General features: G+C 73.6%; 12 protein-coding genes and 2 tRNA genes. 6 read left to right on the plus strand and 8 right to left on the minus strand.

What is annotated here, in order from left to right:
• Positions 1-9: 9 nt before the first annotated feature.
• The 8 genes from AUV08_RS07455 to ilvD form a co-directional block, all read right to left on the minus strand.
• A complete protein-coding gene (locus AUV08_RS07455) occupies positions 10-849 on the minus strand; it encodes a hypothetical protein (protein ID WP_231862132.1) in 840 nt (279 codons plus the stop codon).
• Between the two features lie 64 nt (positions 850-913).
• Positions 914-2,509: a phosphoglycerate dehydrogenase gene (gene serA / locus AUV08_RS07460; protein ID WP_044659180.1), complete on the minus strand. Its 1,596-nt coding sequence runs from the start codon at positions 2,507-2,509 to the stop codon at positions 914-916.
• A 149-nt stretch (positions 2,510-2,658) separates the two neighbouring features.
• Positions 2,659-3,690, minus strand: a complete 1,032-nt coding sequence (gene ilvC, locus AUV08_RS07465) for a ketol-acid reductoisomerase (RefSeq protein ID WP_036338342.1) — start codon at positions 3,688-3,690, stop codon at positions 2,659-2,661.
• A 36-nt stretch (positions 3,691-3,726) separates the two neighbouring features.
• Entirely contained in the window at positions 3,727-4,236 is a 510-nt protein-coding gene (ilvN, locus tag AUV08_RS07470) for an acetolactate synthase small subunit (protein ID WP_002854209.1), read from the minus strand.
• A 12-nt stretch (positions 4,237-4,248) separates the two neighbouring features.
• Positions 4,249-6,150, minus strand: coding sequence for an acetolactate synthase large subunit (locus AUV08_RS07475; protein ID WP_061873170.1), 1,902 nt, complete (start codon positions 6,148-6,150; stop codon positions 4,249-4,251).
• A gap of 291 nt (positions 6,151-6,441) precedes the next feature.
• Positions 6,442-7,596 carry an N-acetylglucosamine-6-phosphate deacetylase gene (locus tag AUV08_RS07480; RefSeq protein ID WP_036313124.1) on the minus strand — a complete coding sequence of 385 codons (1,155 nt, stop codon included), beginning with the start codon at positions 7,594-7,596 and terminating at the stop codon, positions 6,442-6,444.
• A gap of 110 nt (positions 7,597-7,706) precedes the next feature.
• Positions 7,707-8,492 (minus strand): glucosamine-6-phosphate deaminase, encoded by a 786-nt coding sequence (gene nagB, locus AUV08_RS07485; protein WP_036312968.1) that lies wholly within the window; start codon positions 8,490-8,492, stop codon positions 7,707-7,709.
• A 103-nt stretch (positions 8,493-8,595) separates the two neighbouring features.
• Positions 8,596-10,323, minus strand: a complete 1,728-nt coding sequence (gene ilvD / locus AUV08_RS07490) for a dihydroxy-acid dehydratase (protein ID WP_036312970.1) — start codon at positions 10,321-10,323, stop codon at positions 8,596-8,598.
• A 104-nt stretch (positions 10,324-10,427) separates the two neighbouring features.
• Between ilvD and AUV08_RS07495 the strand changes: the two genes are divergently transcribed.
• The 6 genes from AUV08_RS07495 (at position 10,428) to AUV08_RS07520 (ending at position 15,142) form a co-directional block, all read left to right on the plus strand.
• Positions 10,428-10,976 (plus strand): hypothetical protein, encoded by a 549-nt coding sequence (locus tag AUV08_RS07495; protein WP_036312973.1) that lies wholly within the window; start codon positions 10,428-10,430, stop codon positions 10,974-10,976.
• Between the two features lie 67 nt (positions 10,977-11,043).
• A tRNA-Lys gene (locus tag AUV08_RS07500) sits at positions 11,044-11,116 on the plus strand.
• 86 nt (positions 11,117-11,202) lie between these two features.
• A complete protein-coding gene (gene bcp / locus AUV08_RS07505; protein WP_010078986.1) occupies positions 11,203-11,691 on the plus strand; it encodes a thioredoxin-dependent thiol peroxidase in 489 nt (162 codons plus the stop codon).
• 67 nt (positions 11,692-11,758) lie between these two features.
• A tRNA-Leu gene (locus tag AUV08_RS07510) sits at positions 11,759-11,839 on the plus strand.
• 48 nt (positions 11,840-11,887) lie between these two features.
• Positions 11,888-13,552, plus strand: coding sequence for an ABC transporter substrate-binding protein (locus AUV08_RS07515; RefSeq protein WP_036312976.1), 1,665 nt, complete (start codon positions 11,888-11,890; stop codon positions 13,550-13,552).
• Positions 13,553-13,651: 99 nt separating this feature from the next.
• The gene (locus AUV08_RS07520) at positions 13,652-15,142 is read left to right on the plus strand and encodes a malate:quinone oxidoreductase (RefSeq protein WP_205805183.1); all 1,491 of its coding nucleotides are present in this window, start codon (positions 13,652-13,654) and stop codon (positions 15,140-15,142) included.
• The last annotated feature ends 6 nt before the right edge of the window (positions 15,143-15,148 follow it).

The following is a 15,148-nucleotide window of genomic DNA, read 5'->3' on the forward strand; positions in this document are numbered from 1 at the left end:
TCGTCGAGTCTACCGGCGGGGCCGGGGGCCCGCGCCGAGGACGACGTCGTCCTCGCCGGCGTCCGGGACGCCGTCGGCGGTCACCTGCAGATGGCCCGGCGCAGGCCGCAGGTGGAGGTGGGCCCACGGGGCCACCACGAGCACGGACGCCCCGATCATCTCGGTCAGCTCCTCCGCGTGGGTCGCCACGTGGTAGGCCAGGGTGCTGCGCCCGATCCCGAAGACGAGCGGCACCGCCTCGAGGACGATCGCGCCGAAGAAGAACACCGCGCCGCCCGCCACCGTCAGCGCTCGGGTCCGGCGGGGCAGGGCGACGGTGCACAGCGCGAGCAGCCCGAGGACGACGATCGCGGCCGGCGCGCCGAGGATCAGCCACTGGAACGCGGGCAGCGGGTTCTCCCCCGCGAACGGCAGAACCTCCCACAGCTGGCCGGCCTGCTCGTGGATCTGCGTCGACTCGTCCAAGCTCATGGCCGCCAGCAGGGCCGCGGGGGTCAACCACGCGAGCAGGCTCCGCCGCCGATCCGCCCCCAGCGCGCGGCGCACGAGACCCACCGTGGTGAAGCCCGCGGCCCCCAGCAGGAGCAGGCCCGAGCTCCACCACGCCGTGAGGTTGGCCTCGTGGTTCACGTCGAAGACCTCGCGCCACCACGGCACCTGCCGCGGGCCCAGCCCGAACACGAAGGGGAGGGCGAACGACCAGGCGGCGAGCAGGACACTGACGCCGATCAGCCCGCCCGCCGCGCGCCGGGCCCAGCGGCCCTGCACGCCCGGAGGCGTGGCGGGGCGGGCCGCTGCGGCGCGCGCGGTCGGGGCGGGTGCGGGGCGGGGCTCGGCTGGACGCGACATGGACACCATCTCAACACAGGGCGACGCGCGCCGGCCCCGCGTTGCCCGCCCGGGCGTTGACGGGTCAGACGGAGAGGTCCACCTCGGCCGCACGGGCGGCGCCGATGGCCGCGGCCAGCGTGGCCGCGGTGTCTCCGGACAGCGCCCCGTCCAGGGTCAGCACGGCCAGGGCGGCGCCCTCGTCGTCGCGCGAGACGTCCATGCCGGCGATGTTCACGCCCTGCACCCCGAGGGCCTGGCCCAGGACGCCGATCACACCCGGGCGGTCCTGATAGGCGAACACGAGCAGGTGGTCGGCCAGCGGCACCTCGAGCTCGTGCCGGTCCACGCCCACGAGCTTCTGCACCTGGCGCGGGCCGGTGAGTGTGCCGGTGACGGCGGTCTGGGCGCCCTGCGCGGTCGCGGCGCGCACCGTGACGGTGTTGCGGTAGGACTCGGACACCGCGGTGGTGGTGAGGCGGCACTCGACGCCGCGCTGCTCGGCCAGCACGGGGGCGTTCACGTAGGAGACCTGGTCCGAGACGATGTCCGTGAACACGCCCTTCAGGGCGGCCAGGCGCATCGCGGAGACGTCGTGCTCGGCGATCTCACCGGCGATCTCCACCTCGACGGCCGTGATGGACTGCTCGCCCACCAGCGCGGTGAGCACGCGGCCCAGCTTCTCGGCCAGCGGCAGGCCGGGGCGCACGTCCTCGTGGATCGCGCCGCCGGCCACGTTCACGGCGTCCGGCACGAGCTCGCCGGAGAGGGCCAGGCGCACGGAGCCGGCGACGGCGACGCCCGCCTTCTCCTGGGCCTCGGCGGTCGAGGCGCCCAGGTGGGGGGTGACGACGGCGGAGTCGTGGGCGAAGAACGCCAGGTCCGTGGCCGGCTCGGAGCTGAAGACGTCGATGCCGGCACCCCCGATGGTCCCGGCCTCGAGCGCGCGGGCGAGGGCGTCCTCGTCCACGAGGCCGCCGCGGGCCACGTTCACGATGATCGCGGTGTCCTTCATGCGGGCGAACTGCTCATCGCCGATCATGCCGACCGTCTCGGGGGTCTTGGGCATGTGGATCGTGACCACGTCGGCGCGCTCGAGCAGCTCGTCCAGCTCGACGAGGCTCGCGCCGAGCTGCTGCGCGCGGGCGGTGGTCACGTAGGGGTCGTAGGCGAGGATCTCCATGCCGAACGCCTTCATGCGCTCGGCCACGAGCGCGCCGATGCGGCCCAGGCCGATCACGCCCAGCCGCTTGCCGTACAGCTCGACGCCCGTGTACTTCGAACGCTTCCACTCCCCCGCCTTCAGCGAGCCGTGGGCGGCCGCGATGTTGCGGGCGGCGGCCAGGATGTGGCCGCAGGTGAGCTCGGCGGCGGAGATGATGTTCGACGTCGGCGCGTTGACGACCATGACGCCGGCCTCGGTGGCGGCGGGCACGTCCACGTTGTCCAGTCCGACGCCGGCGCGCGCGATGACCTTCAGCTGCGGCGCGGCGGCGATCGCCTCGGCGTCCATCTGGGTGGCCGAGCGGATCAGCACCGCGTCGACGTCGCGCAGGTCCTCGAGGAGGCGGGCGCGGTCGGCGCCGTCCGTGCGGCGGATCTCGAAGTCGGGGCCGAGGGCCTCGACGGTGGCGGGCGAGAGTTCCTCGGCGATCAGGACGACGGGCTGGGCTGCGCTCACGGGTGCTCCTGGAGGTGTGGTGCGGTGGGATGGAAGGCGGGCCGGCCCGCGCTCCGGTCCGAGCCTAGACGCGTGACCGGACCGTGGCCGGAATGCGACGCCGGCCCCGAAGCGCGATGCCCGGGGCCGGCGTCGGGGGCTCAGGCGGCTCAGCGGGCCGCAGTGCCCTCGGTGTAGTCGTCGTCCGCGTCCTTGAGCCAGGAGAACATCTGGCGCAGCTCGCGGCCGGTCTTCTCGATCGGGTGGGCCTCGCCTCGGGCGCGCAGCTCCTTGAACTCGGGCGCACCGGCCTTCTGGTCGTCCATGAAGCGCTGCGCGAAGGCGCCGGACTGGATGTCGGCGAGGACCGCCTTCATGTTCTCCTTCACGTCGGGGGTGATGACGCGGGGGCCGGAGACGTAGTCGCCGTACTCCGCGGTGTCGGAGATGGACCAGCGCTGCTTGGCGATGCCGCCCTCGACCATGAGGTCGACGATGAGCTTCAGCTCGTGCAGCACCTCGAAGTAGGCGATCTCGGGCTGGTAGCCGGCCTCGGTGAGGGTCTCGAAGCCGTACTGCACGAGCTGGGAGGCGCCGCCGCAGAGCACGGCCTGCTCGCCGAACAGGTCGGTCTCGGTCTCCTCGGTGAAGGTCGTCTCGATGACGCCGGCGCGGGTGCCGCCCACGGCCTTGGCGTAGGACAGGGCGAGGGCGTGGGCCTGGCCGGAGGCGTCCTTCTCGACGGCGATCAGCGCGGGCACGCCGCGGCCGGCCTCGAACTCGCGGCGCACCACGTGGCCCGGGCCCTTGGGGGCGACCAGGGCGACGTCGACGCCCTCGGGGGCCTGGATGTAGCCGAAGCGCACGTTGAAGCCGTGCGCGAAGAAGAGGGCGTCGCCCTCCTGCAGGTTGCCGGCGATGTGCTGCTCGTACACGTCGGCCTGGACCTGGTCCGGGGTGAGGATCATGATCAGGTCGGCCTCGGCGGCGGCGGTGGCGACGTCGACGACGCGCAGGCCCTCGGCCTCGGCTTTGGCGCGGGACTTGGAGCCCTCGGCGAGGCCGATGCGCACGTCCACGCCGGAGTCGCGCAGCGACAGGGCGTGGGCGTGGCCCTGGGAGCCGTAGCCGATGACGGCCACGGTGCGGCCCTGGATGATCGACAGGTCGGCGTCGTCGTCGTAGAACTTCTTCACGGTCATGCTGTTCTCCTCACGGGATGGGTGGATCGGGACGGGTCAGCGGGCCAGGGCGCGGTCGGTCATGGACCGCGGCCCCCGGGCGAGGGCGAGGGTGCCCGAGCGGACGAGCTCACGCACGCCGTAGGGCTCCATCATCTCGAGGAAGGCCTCGAGCTTGTCACGGGTGCCGGTGGCCTCGAGGGTCAGGGACTCCGGGGCCACGTCGACGACGTGGGCGCGGAACAGGTCGGCCGCCTGGACGACCTGACCGCGGGTGGCGGCATCGGCGCGCACCTTGACGAGCAGGTGGTCGCGCTGAACGGAGGAGTCGGGCGTGAGCTCGACGACCTTGATCACGTTGATCAGCTTGTTCAGCTGCTTGGTGACCTGCTCGAGCAGGTCCGTGTCGGCGTCGACGACCACGGTGATCCGGGACAGGCCCTCGACCTCCGTGACGCCCACGGCCAGCGAGTGGATGTTGAACGCGCGCCGGGCGAAGAGGCCGGCCACGCGGGTCAGGGTGCCGGGCACGTCCTCGACGAGCACGGACAGGGTGTGGCGTTCCATCGGTTGCCCTCCTCAGTCTTCCTGGTCCCAGTCGGGCGTCATGCCCCGGGCCACCTGGATCGCGTCGTTGCTGACCCCCGCGGGGACCATCGGCCAGACCATGGCGTCGCGGGAGACCACGAAGTCCACGATCACGGGGCGGTCGTCGATGGCGAGGGCCTGCCGGATGGTGTCGTCCAGGTCCTCCCGGCGGTCGCAGCGCAGGCCCGCGGCGCCGTAGGCGTCGGCGAGCTTGACGAAGTCCGGCACCCGGGCGGTGTCATGGCCCGTGTTCAGGTCCGTGTTCGAGTAGCGCCCGTCGTAGAAGAGGGTCTGCCACTGGCGCACCATGCCCAGCGAGGAGTTGTTGATCACCGCGATCTTGATGGGGATGCGGTTGATCACGCACGTGGCGAGCTCCTGGTTGGTCATCTGGAAGCAGCCGTCGCCGTCGATGGCCCAGACCACGCGGTCGGGTTCGCCCACCTGCGCCCCCATCGCGGCGGGGACGGCGAAGCCCATCGTTCCGAGGCCGGCCGAGTTGAGCCACTGGCGCGGACGCTCGTAGGCGACGAACTGGCTGGCCCACATCTGGTGCTGGCCGACGCCGGCCACGTAGGTGGCCTCGGGACCGGACAGGGCCGACAGACGCGAGATCACCTCCTGGGGCGCGAGGAGGCCGTCCTCGGTCTCGGTCCAGCCCATCGGGTAGGTGTCCTGCAGGCGCCGCAGCACCGCCCACCAGTCGGCGAGGTCGGGCAGCGCCTCGGGGTCCGTCGCGAGCTCGGCCACCAGGTCCGGGATGATCTCCTTGACGTGGCCGACGATCGGCACGTCCGCGGTGCGGTTCTTGGAGATCTCGGCCGGGTCGATGTCCGCGTGGATCACGCGGGCGCCGGGGGCGAACGAGGGCAGGTGACCGGTCACGCGGTCGTCGAAGCGGGCGCCGAGCGTGATCAGCAGGTCGGCCTGCTGGAGCGCGGCCACGGCGGGGACGCCGCCGTGCATGCCCGGCATGCCCAGGTGCTGGGGGTGCGAGTCGGGGAAGACGCCGCGGGCGGTGAGGGTGGTGACCACCGGGGCGCCCGTGAGCTCGGCGAGGGCGCGCAGCTCCTCATGGGCCTCGCCGCGGGCCACGCCGCCGCCCACGTACAGCACGGGGCGCCGGGCCTCGCGGACCAGCCGGGCGGCCTCGCGGATCTGCCGGGGGTGGCCGCGCAGGACGGGGCGGTAGCCGGGCAGGTCGATCCGGGGCGGCCACGCGAACTCGAACTCGCCCTGCTGGGCGTCCTTGGTGACGTCCACGAGCACGGGCCCGGGCCGGCCCGTGGCGGCGATGTGGAACGCCTCGGCGAGGGCCTGGGGGACGTCCTCGGGCCGGGTCACGAGCCGGGAGTGCTTGGTGATGGGCATCGTGATGCCCACGATGTCCGCCTCCTGGAAGGCGTCCGTGCCGATCGCGGCGGAGGAGACCTGGCCGGTGATGAACACGACCGCCTGGGAGTCCATGTGGGCGTCCGCGATGGCGGTCACCAGGTTGGTGGCGCCGGGACCGGAGGTGGCGATGGCCACGCCGACCTTGCCGGTGGCCAGGTGGTAGCCCTGCGCCGCGTGACCGGCACCCTGCTCGTGGCGCACCAGGATGTGGCGGATCCGATCGGAGTCCATGAGCGGGTCGTAGGTCGGCAGGATGGCGCCGCCGGGCAGCCCGAACACGTCCGTGACCCCCAGCTCCTCCAGGGAGCGGATGATGCCCTCGGAACCGGTCATCCGGGTCGGCTCGACGCGGGAGCCCTCGCCGGGCACCCGCGGCTCGACGATCTCGGGCCGAGGGGCCGGACGGCGCTCCTGGACCCGGGCCGTCTCCGTCGGGCGGGAGGCCGGCGTCGGGACCTGCGGGACCGCCGCGCGGGCGTCGCGGGGGGTCGTGCTCATGGGGTCACCTCACTGCGTTCGTCGCTGCGTGTCCGTCGCGGGGGCGTCGGACGGTCGTCGTTCGGATCCGTCGGGCGTCGGGGACCGTGGCCGCGTCGATGACGGATCGGGCCGGCGTGGCGGAGTCTGAGGTGGGGACACGGGCCGCCGGGTCCTTCGGGGGTGGTCTCAGTATCGACAGCCGTGCGCCCCGCCCGCCATCGACCACCCGCCTGTCTCGCAATGTGAGATAAAGCGTCACATCGTGAGACGACCGGGCGGTCGGGATCGGATCCCGGGCCTGAGCCCACCCTAGTCAGCCGCCGCGGGGGCGGCCGCCTCCACCCACGCTCCGTGACGGAGCACCCCGCGCACCTCGAGCTCCGGGCCGAAGACGACGGCGTCCGCTCGGCTCCCGGCTCGGAGCCGGCCGACGTCGGGAAGCCCCAGGGCGTCCGCGGGCGCGGCCGTCGCCGCCCGCAGCGCGGCGTCGAGGTCGACCCCGGCGGCGACGGCGGAGCGCACCGAGCCGGCGACCGTGGCCGTGGACCCGGCGATGGCCCCGGCTGCGCCATCCGCGCCGACCACCCGCGCGACGCCGTCGTGGACCCGGGCCCGCAGGGGTCCGAGGGAGAAGTCGCCGTCGCCGCAGCCGGCGGCGGCCATCGCGTCCGAGACGAGGATCCACCGCTCCCCCGCCTCCCGGGCGACCCGCCGCACCGTGGCCGGATGCAGGTGGACGCCGTCCACGATGGTCTCGATCCCCACGCGGGGGTCCTCCAGCAGGGCGACGGCGGGCCCGGGCTCGCGGTGGTGGGCGGGCCGGCACGCGTTGTGCAGGTGGGTGGCCATCCGCGCACCCGCCTCGATCGCCGCGCGCGTGACCTCGTAGGACGCGTCGGTGTGGCCGATCGCGACGAGGACGCCCGCCTCCGCCAGCCGGCCCACCGCGTCGAGGGCGCCCGGCAGCTCGGGGGCCAGCGTCACCATCGCGAGGCTGCCCGCGCCGGCCTCGACGAGGCGCGCGACGTCCTCGGGCTCCGGAGCCCGCAGGGACGCGGCCCGGTGCGCGCCGCGGTGCAGGGGCGAGAGCCAAGGGCCCTCGAGGTGCACGCCGGCCAGGACGCCCTCCGCGCGCAGGGGCGCCAGGGCCGTCAGCTGCGCGACGAGCGCGTCGACCTCGTCCGTGACGAGGGAGGCCACCACCGTGGTCGTGCCGGCGCGGGCGTGCGCCGCGGCCGCCGCGCGGGCCGCGTCCGGACCGGACTCGACGGCGTGCCCGCCGCCGCCGTGGCAGTGCACGTCCACGCAGCCGGGCGCGAGCAGGGCGTCGCCGAGCTCGTGGACGGGGCCGTGGGTGCGCGGCGGGTCCCCGGCCCCGACCGCCGTGACCCGGCCCTCCGCCAGGGCGATCCAGCCGGGGCCGCCGAGGCGCTCGCCGTCGTGGACGCGGTCCGCTCGCAGCACCGACGGCGGCACGTCGGCCGGCGGGGTCGCCGGCTCGACGCGCGGCGGGGCGGGGTGCGGGTCGGGCACGGCGGCCTCCTGGGGTGGGTGGATCGGCGGACGGGTGACGCTCAGAGGCCCTGCCAGCGCGGCTTGGCCTCCCACATGTGGCGGTAGTCCCCCGCGAGCTCGAGCCGCCCGGCGGCGGCGTCGTCCACGAGGACGGTCACGTGCGGGTGCAGCTGCAGGGCGGTGACCGGCCAGCGGGCGCTCACGGGGCCCTCCACGAGCTGCCGCACCGCCTCGGCCTTGCCCTCGCCCCGGGCCAGCAGGACCAGGTGTCGGGCGTCGAGGATCGTGCCCACGCCCTGGGTGAGGCAGTGGGTCGGGACCTGGTCGAGGTCGCCGTCGAAGAAGCGGGCGTTGTCCCGCCGGGTCTGCTCGGCGAGCACCTTGATGCGCGTGCGGGAGGCGAGGGAGGAGCCGGGCTCGTTGAACGCGATGTGCCCGTCCGTGCCCACGCCGAGCAGCTGCACGTCCACGCCGCCGGCCTCGCGCAGCGCCTCCTCGTAGGCGGCGCAGGCGCCCGGGACGTCCGCCGCCCCGCCGTCCGGACCGTGCACGGCCTCCGGGGCGATGTCCGTGCGCGCGACGAACTCCCGCTCGATCACGGTGCGGTAGGACTCGGGGTGTCCCGCGGGCAGGCCGACGTACTCGTCCAACAGGAACGCGCGGCAGGAGCGCAGGGACAGCTCCCCGTCCCGGACCCGGCGGGCGAGCTCGTCGTAGACGGGCAGCGGCGAGGAGCCGGTGGCCAGCCCCAGGACGGCCTCGGGACGGGCCGCCACGTGGGCGGCCACCGCGTCCGCGCCGTGCCGGCCCAGGGCGGCGGCGTCGGGCAGGATGACGACCTCCATCAGCGCGCCTCCCGCCCGGGACGAGGCGCGGGTCCCCCGGCCCGGGCGTCGATCGCGTGCATGCTCATCCTCTGCTCGTCTCGGCGTGCAGGCCGACCGGGCCTCAGCCCAGGTAGGCACCCTCGGCGGCGGAGTGCACCAGCTTGGCGTACTTGCCCAGCACGCCCGTGGTGAACTTCGGCTCCACCGGCTCCCAGGACTCGCGGCGGGCGGCGAGCTCGGCCTCGTCCACGAGCAGGTCCATGGTGCGTCCGGCGATGTCCACGCGGATGCGGTCGCCGTCCTGCACCAGCCCGATCGGCCCTCCCTCGGCGGCCTCGGGGGCGATGTGGCCGATGCACAGGCCGGTGGTGCCGCCGGAGAAGCGCCCGTCGGTGATCAGCAGGACGTCCTTGCCCAGACCCGCCCCCTTGATCGCGCCGGTGATCGCGAGCATCTCGCGCATGCCCGGGCCGCCCTTCGGCCCCTCATAGCGGATGACCACCACGTCGCCGGCGGCGATGGTCCCGTCCTCGAGGGCGTCCATGGCGGCGCGCTCCCGGTCGAAGACGCGCGCGGTGCCCTCGAAGACGTCCGCATCGAAGCCGGCGGACTTCACGACAGCGCCCTCCGGGGCCAGCGAGCCGTGGAGGATCGCGATGCCGCCGTTGGGGTGCATCGCGTCGTCCATGGTCCGGATGACCTTGCCGTCCACCGGGTCCGGATCGAGCGCGGCCAGGTTCTCGGCGAGGGTCTTGCCGGTGACGGTGAGGGTGTCCCCGTGCAGCAGGCCCTCGTCCAGCAGGGCCTTCATGACCACCGGGACGCCGCCGATGCGGTCCACGTCCGTCATGACGTACTGACCGAACGGCTTGAGGTCGGCGATGTGCGGGGTGCGGTCGGCGATGCGGTTGAAGTCGGACAGCTGCAGGTCCACGCCCGCCTCCCGGGCGATGGCGAGCAGGTGCAGCACGGCGTTGGTGGAGCCGCCGAACGCCATGGTCACGGCGATCGCGTTCTCGAACGCGGGCTTGGTCATGATGTCCCGGGCCGTGATGCCCTGGCGGAGCATGTTCACCACGGCCTTGCCGGAGCGGCGCGCGAAGGCGTCGCGGCGGCGGTCCGCGGAGGGGGCGGCGGCGGAACCGGGCAGGGACATGCCGAGGGCCTCACCGATGGAGGCCATGGTGTTGGCGGTGTACATGCCGCCGCAGGCGCCCTCACCCGGGGCGATGGACTTCTCGATGCGGAGCAGGTCCTCCTCGGACATGAGACCGCGGGCGCAGGCGCCGACCGCCTCGAAGGCGTCGATGATGGTCACCTGCCTCTCGGTGCCGTCGGTCAGGCGGGCCACGCCCGGCATGATCGAGCCTGCGTAGACGAACACGGACGCCAGGTCCAGGCGGGCGGCGGCCATGAGCATGCCCGGCAGCGACTTGTCGCAGCCGGCGAGCAGGACGGAGCCGTCCAGGCGCTCGGCCATCATCACGGTCTCCACCGAGTCCGCGATCACCTCGCGGGAGACGAGGGAGAAGTGCATGCCCTCGTGGCCCATGGAGATGCCGTCCGAGACGGAGACCGTGCCGAACTCCAGCGGATATCCACCGGCGGCGTGGACGCCGTCCTTCGAGGCCTGGGCGAGGCGGTCCAGGGAGAGGTTGCAGGGGGTGATCTCGTTCCAGGACGACGCGATGCCGATCTGCGGCTTGCCGAAGTCCTCGTCCCCCATGCCGACCGCGCGGAGCATGCCGCGGGCGGCGGTGCGCTCCATCCCGTCGGTGACGTCGCGCGAGCGCGGCTTGATGTCGGGAGCGGCGGACGGGGTGCTGGGAGTCGACGCGGCGGAGTCCATGCCGCGGAGTCTAGTGAGCACGGCGCCACCGGGCCGACGCGACGTCCCCGTGTGACGGGTGCCGCGGCATGACACGTGCGGACGGGTCCGCGTACGTTGGGCCCATGGACACGCCCACCCTGCACAGACGGCTGCGCCGCGTCTTCGATGCGCGCGTGTTCAACCACGGCGACTACAACGTCGTCTACGGCCAGCCCTCGGGCTCCTCCTCCCCCCTCGTGATCGGCTACCGCCACCAGCCGCTCGAGATGCTGCTGTGCCCGTTCGACCCCACCTCCACCCCGGACGACCACGACCGCCGCGCGCCGGGCGTGGCCGAGGACGACCCGCACGGCCCGGTGACCGAGGCCTCCGCGGACCGCGCCGACGTCGTCGAGGTGGGCCTGGCCAACGTGGCCACCGTGGCGGACACGGGCAGCGGCTATCAGGTGGAGACCGTCACGGGCTTCCGGACGTGGTTCGACGTCCCGGAGCACACGCGGGTGCCGGTGGGCGACCTCACGGAGGACGGCACCGCGGAGCTCGACCAGGCCGAGGACGCCACCGACTTCCACGCCTTCATGACCGCCTTCATGGACGAACTGGACCGCCTCTACGCGACCCCGGAGACGGACGCGACGGACGTCACGCCCCCCGATTTGCACGGCGTCTGAAACCCCTGGTAGGGTTTCACCTCGTTGCACGGCGCACCGGAGAGATCCGAGAGGCGGTGCGGCACCTGCACCTCTAGCTCAACCGGTAGAGCATCTGACTCTTAATCAGCAGGTTCCGGGTTCGAGTCCCGGGGGGTGCACCCACCGAAGCGAAGGCCCCGTCTCCACGGAGACGGGGCCTGCGTCGTCCCCGCTCCCCGCCCGGGCCCACCGTAGGCTGGGGCCCATGACCGACACGACCCAGCACCGCCTCCAGCCCGGCGACACGGCACCCGCGTTCACCCTCCAGGACCAGGAGGGCCGGCCCGTCTCGCTGCGCGACAGCGCGGGCAAGCACACGATCGTCTACTTCTACCCGGCCGCGTCCACGCCCGGCTGCACCACGCAGGCCTGCGACTTCCGGGACAGCCTCGCCTCCCTGACCGCGGCCGGCTACGTCGTCCTGGGGATCTCCCCCGACCCGATCGGCAAGATCATCCGGTTCGCCGAGCAGGAGGGCCTGACGTTCCCCCTGCTCTCGGACGAGGACCACGCGGTGGCCGAGGCCTACGGCGCCTGGGGTGAGAAGAAGAACTACGGGCGGACCTTCGAGGGTCTGATCCGCTCCACGATCGTCGTCGGCCCGGACGGGAAGGTCACCCACGCGCAGTACAACGTGAAGGCGACCGGCCACGTGGCCCGACTGCGCCGCACCCTCGGCCTCGACGAGGCCTGATCCGCGCCCGCCGCGCCCGGGCGCCGCACGGTAGGATCGGGCCTCGCCCCGCCCGCGCGGGGTGTGCGCGGGCGTGGCGGAACTGGTAGACGCGCTGGATTTAGGTTCCAGTGTCCTGGACGTGGGGGTTCGAGTCCCCCCGCCCGCACTCCCCGGGCCCGCCCGACCCCGACGTCACCTGCCAGAGGAGGCCGCCATGCAGCCCACTCGCCGCGCCTTCCTCGGCGGGGGCCTGGGCCTGCTCGGCCTGGGCGTGGCCGGCTGCACGACGTCGCCCGCGGCGCCGTCCTCGGCCGCCCCGAGCTCCTCGGGCCCGGGCCGGCTGCTCGTGGTCGGCGCCCCGGCGCGGGCGCTGACGCGGGACCCGGCCCGCGCGCTGGACGTCGAGTCCTTCCGTCTGATCCGCCAGGTCTTCGAGACGCTGCTCGGCGTGGACGCGGACACCGGCGCCCCCACGCCCCGCCTCGCCGAGCGGCACGAGGAGTCCGACGGCGGCCGCCTCCACACGTTCCACCTGGTCTCCGGGGTGGTGTTCGACGACGGCGAGCCGTGCGATGCCGCCGCCGTGGTCGCGAACATCGAGCGGTGGGCCGCCGCACCTGCGCCCGTGGACGGGACCGTCTCCCCGCCCTCCTCGTTCGTCTCGGCCTTCGGCGGATACGCCGGGGACGCGGACTCCGCCTTCGCCGGCGTCGAGGCGCACGGAGAGCTCGAGGTGCGGCTGCGCCTGCACTCCCCGCGCCGTCACCTCGCGGCCGCGCTGGCCTCGCCGGCCTTCGCGATCTCCTCGCCGGCCTCGTGGGACCGCACGGTCGACGTGGACGGCTCCGAGGTCACCACCCCCGCCGGCACCGGCCCCTACCGCTGGGCCGACGCCGCGGAGACCGCCGAGCTCACGCGCGCCCACCCGGGTGCCTCGGGCGCAACGTTCCTGGTCCCCAGCGCCCGCCACCGCGGCTCCGATCCGGCGGCGCATCCGGTGGCCGTGCAGGCGTGGGGTCGGGCCTCCGTGCGCCTGCGGGAGCTGCGGCGCGGCACGGCGGACGTGATCGACGTCGTCGCCCCCGGCCAGCTGCGCCCCCTCGTCGAGGCCGGCACCCAGGTGCTGCCCCGGGACCCCCTGGGCGTGCTCTACGTGGGCATGAACCTGGACCATCCGCTCGTGCACGCGCAGTACCTGCGCCAGGCGATCGCGTACGCGGTGGACCGCCCGCGCATCGCCGGCAGCGACGTCTTCCTCGAGGGCACCCGCCTGGCCCACGACCTCGTCCCCCCGTCCCTCGGCGTCGGCGACGAGGAGGCTCGGCGCTACGACGTCAACCCGGGCCGGGCCCGCGAGTTCCTCGGCCTGGCGGGATACGACGGGGAGCCGTTGGAGTTCCTCTACCCGGCTGGCACGGCCCGTCCCTCCCTGCCCGAGCCTGAGCGGGTCTACGCGATGGTCGCCCGCGACCTCGGCGCGGTGGGGATGCACATCGTGCCCGTGCCCGTGCCGGAGGACCAGGACTACCTGCACGCCGTCGTCTCCCGACCCACCCGAGCCCTGCACCTGATGGGCCGCACCGGCGACTACCGAGACCCGCACGCGTTCCTCGAGCCCTTCGCGCGCTCGGGCCGCGCCGAGACCGGCTACCGCAACCCGCGCGTCGTCGAGGACGTGGACGCGGCGGCGGCCGAGACCGACGACGACACACGCCGCGCCCTGTTCCGCCGCGTCGTCCGGGCCATGGCCCTCGACCTGCCGGCGCTGCCGCTGGTCTATCCGATCTCGGCCCTGGCCACCGGCCCGCGCGTGGCCTCCTACCCGACGTCGCCGCAGCTGGACGAGCCCTTCTCGCGCGTCAGGCTGACCGAAGGCTGAACGCACCGGTAGTACAGTGGGAGATCACGGCGCCCGGCCCGACCGCCACTGCTCGGCCTGGTCGCACTGCGCCCACCCGCCGTCGTTCTGCTTCAGGAGTTGACCGTGCCCACCACCTCGTCCACCGCCACCCACGACGTCGTCCTGATCGGCGGCGGCATCATGAGCGCCACCCTGGGCGTGCTGCTGCAGAAGCTCGAGCCCACCTGGTCCATCGCCCTGTACGAGAGCCTCGATCAGGCCGGCCTGGAGTCCTCCGACCCGTGGAACAACGCGGGCACCGGCCACGCCGCCCTGTGCGAGCTGAACTACTCGCCCATGGACAAGAACGGACGGGTGGACGTCACCAAGGCGCTGGGCATCAACGAGCAGTTCTGGACCACCCGCCAGTTCTGGTCCTCCCTGGTGGCGGACGGCACGCTCAAGGACCCCAAGTCCTTCATCAACCCGCTGCCGCACATGTCCTTCGTGTGGGGTGACGACCACGCGGACTACCTCCGCACCCGCTATGAGGCCATGTCCGCCCAGCCGCTGTTCGCCGGCATGGAGCACAGCGAGGACCCGGAGCAGATCCGTGCCTGGGCCCCGCTGCTGATCGAGGGCCGTGAGCCGGGCCAGCGCCTGGCGGCGTCCCGCAACACCGGCGGCACCGACGTCGACTTCGGCTCCCTCACCCGCCAGCTCATCACGGCCATGGCCGGCGCCGGCGCCGAGGTGCGCTTCGGTCACAAGGTCACCGGCCTCACCCGCGGCACGGACGGCCGCTGGGAGGTCAAGGTCAAGAACAAGGCCGCCGGCTCCGAGCTCGTGGACCGCGCCCGCTTCGTCTTCGTCGGTGCCGGCGGCGGCGCCCTGCCCCTGCTGCAGAAGTCCGGCATCCCCGAGGCCAAGGGCTTCGGCGGCTTCCCGGTCTCCGGCCAGTTCCTGCGCTGCACGGACGAGTCCGTGGTAAACCAGCACATGGCCAAGGTGTACGGCCAGGCCGCCGTCGGCGCCCCGCCGATGTCCGTGCCCCACCTGGACACCCGCTTCGTCAACGGCAAGCGCTCCCTGCTGTTCGGCCCCTACGCCGGGTTCTCCACGAACTTCCTCAAGACCGGCTCCTACCTGGACCTGCCGCTGTCCGTGCGCCCGCACAACCTCAGCACGATGCTGGACGTGGCCAAGGACAACATGGACCTGACCAAGTACCTCGTGACCGAGGTGCTGAAGTCCCGGGACAAGAAGATCGACGCGCTGCACGAGTTCTACCCGGAGGCCGACGGCGGCGAGTGGGAGCTGATCACCGCGGGCCAGCGCGTGCAGGTGATGAAGCGCAAGGGCCGCTTCGGCGGCGTCCTGCAGTTCGGCACCGAGGTCGTCACGCACGCGGACGGCTCGCTCGGCGGCCTGCTCGGCGCCTCGCCGGGCGCCTCCACCGCGGCCCCCATCATGGTGAAGCTGCTCGAGCGCTGCTTCCCCGCGAAGATGGCCGGCTGGGACGGCACGCTCAAGGAGCTCATCCCGTCCCTGGGCCACACGCTCAACGACGACCCGGCGCTGCTGGACGAGGTCCGCACCGTCACGGACGCCGCACTGAAGCTGGCCTGACGCCCC

This window comes from Micrococcus sp. CH7, from assembly GCF_001595485.1.
In the GTDB taxonomy this organism is placed as follows: domain Bacteria; phylum Actinomycetota; class Actinomycetes; order Actinomycetales; family Micrococcaceae; genus Micrococcus; species Micrococcus luteus.